The organism is Actibacterium sp. (assembly GCF_041584535.1).
Lineage (GTDB): Bacteria > Pseudomonadota > Alphaproteobacteria > Rhodobacterales > Rhodobacteraceae > Actibacterium_D.
In genome coordinates this window covers 1-1,823 of the sequence record NZ_JBFHDW010000404.1, presented here as the reverse complement: position 1 = coordinate 1,823, position 1,823 = coordinate 1, and the positions used below count along the sequence as shown (strand labels likewise).

Here is a 1,823-nt window from a genome sequence, read left to right as displayed (position 1 = left end):
GGCGAACCCGTTCTATACCACCTTCGAATTCCAGGCCGGCGATCCGTTCGTTCTGAACAACAACATCCCGCTGGCCAATTGCGCCGACCAGACCGACATCGTCGCCGAGAAAACCGCCGACCGTGCCACCGCCGTTGCCGGTGAGACCGTGAATTACACCGTCACCTATACCAACAGCTCGGGCTTTACCTTTGCCGATGCGCGGCTGATCGACGTCATGCCCGGCGCGATCCGCTATACCCCCGGCACCGCCCGCGTCGATGGCATCGCCCAAGAGCCGGTGATCGCAGGTAACACCTATACCTGGCTGGCCGATGTAGACCCCGGCGCGACGGTCACCCTGACCTATAGCGCCCGTGTCACCGGCACCGGCACCTTCGGGCCGCAGATCAACACCGCGTGGATCGACAACAGCTATGGCCGCACCCTGTCGAACCGGGCCACGGCCTCGGTCAAGATCATGCCCGAGCATGTGTTCGATTGTTCGGATGTGATCGGCCGGGTGTTCGACGACAAGAACCGCAACGGCTATCTTGATGCGCCGACCGGCGACCAGACCGAGCCCGGCCTGCCCGGCGTGCGCCTTGTGGCGCCGAACGGGCGCATCGTCACCACTGACGCCTTTGGCCGCTATAGCGTCCCCTGCGCTGCCCTGCCCCGCGACATCGGCAGCAACTATATGCTGAAACTGGACACCCGCAGCCTGCCGACCGGCTATCGCGTCACCACCGAGAACCCGCGCGTGGTGCGCCTGACCGCGGGTAAGATGGCCAAGCTGAACTTTGGCGCGGCGCTGGCCGATGGGGTGGAAATCCTGTTGTCGGCACAGGCGTTCACCGATCAGGGCACCGGCTTCAGCCCCGAGCTGGAGGATGGCCTGACCGCGCTGGCCGCGCATCTGACCAGCACGCCCGACCGGATCAGCCTGACCTATACCCTGTCCGACGCCGAGGACCGCGCCCTTGCCCGCGCCCGCCTTGACGCTGTCGAAACCGCGCTGCGCGACCGTCTCAGCGCCGTTGGCGGCCGTCGTCTGGAAATTGAGAAAACCCTCAGGAAGGGCGGCGCCAATGAGTAACTGGCAGAAAACCTCGTTCCTGACCCGGTTGGGGCTGGCTGGCCTCAGCGCCTCGGTCGCCTGCGCGGTGCCGGGCGCGGCGCAGAACACTCCGGGGTTCAGCATTCTGGTCGATGGCACGGTGATTTCCGGCGCCAAGACCCCGGTGACCCAAGCCGCCAAAGCCGACCGCGCGCTTGCCAAAGCCGATTTACAGGTGCGATTTGACGGGCTGAACATCACGCCCCGGCTGGCGGCGGTCGTTCAGCGCGACGGTGACGGTCTGCGACTGCAAAGCGCGCTGAACTATCCCTATTTCGTCACCCGCGCCGAATTCCGGCTGGTGCACGAACAGCCCGGCCAGCCGCCGAAGACGGTCGCGGTCATCCCGGTCGCGCCGAACGGCTCGGCCCGCATTCCGATGCCGCAGGATGATCTGGTGCTGTATCACCGGGTCTATGACGCCTCCGGACGGTTTGACGAGACCCGCCCCCTGCCGCTGAGCGCCGGGATCGGGGCCGCCGATCTGGGCGATTTCGCCGAGGCCGGTCTGGACCAAACCGCCCGCCGCCGCATCCGTGTTCATGGCGGCGCTGTGACGGTCAGCGGCACCAATGTTCGCGATGGCGCGCTGGTCTATACGCTGGGCGAAACCCTGCGCCCCGACCCCGCAGGCAAGTTCGTCCTGCAACGCATCTATCCCGCAGGCCGGGTGCGGATTGGCGTTCAGGTCACCGGTGCCGGTGCCGGTGATGACAGCTTTATC

At 66.2% G+C, this 1,823-nt stretch carries 1 protein-coding gene and 1 pseudogene; both read left to right on the top strand.

Annotated features, from left to right (window positions below; all coding sequences use genetic code 11):
* A partial coding sequence (locus ABYW26_RS14155; RefSeq protein ID WP_372605558.1) for a hypothetical protein occupies nt 1-1,078 on the top strand: 1,078 nt, incomplete at its 5' end.
* Nucleotides 1,071-1,823 (top strand): annotated as a pseudogene (locus ABYW26_RS14150) (hypothetical protein); the annotation flags it as partial. The gene ABYW26_RS14155 and the pseudogene ABYW26_RS14150, both read left to right, overlap by 8 nt.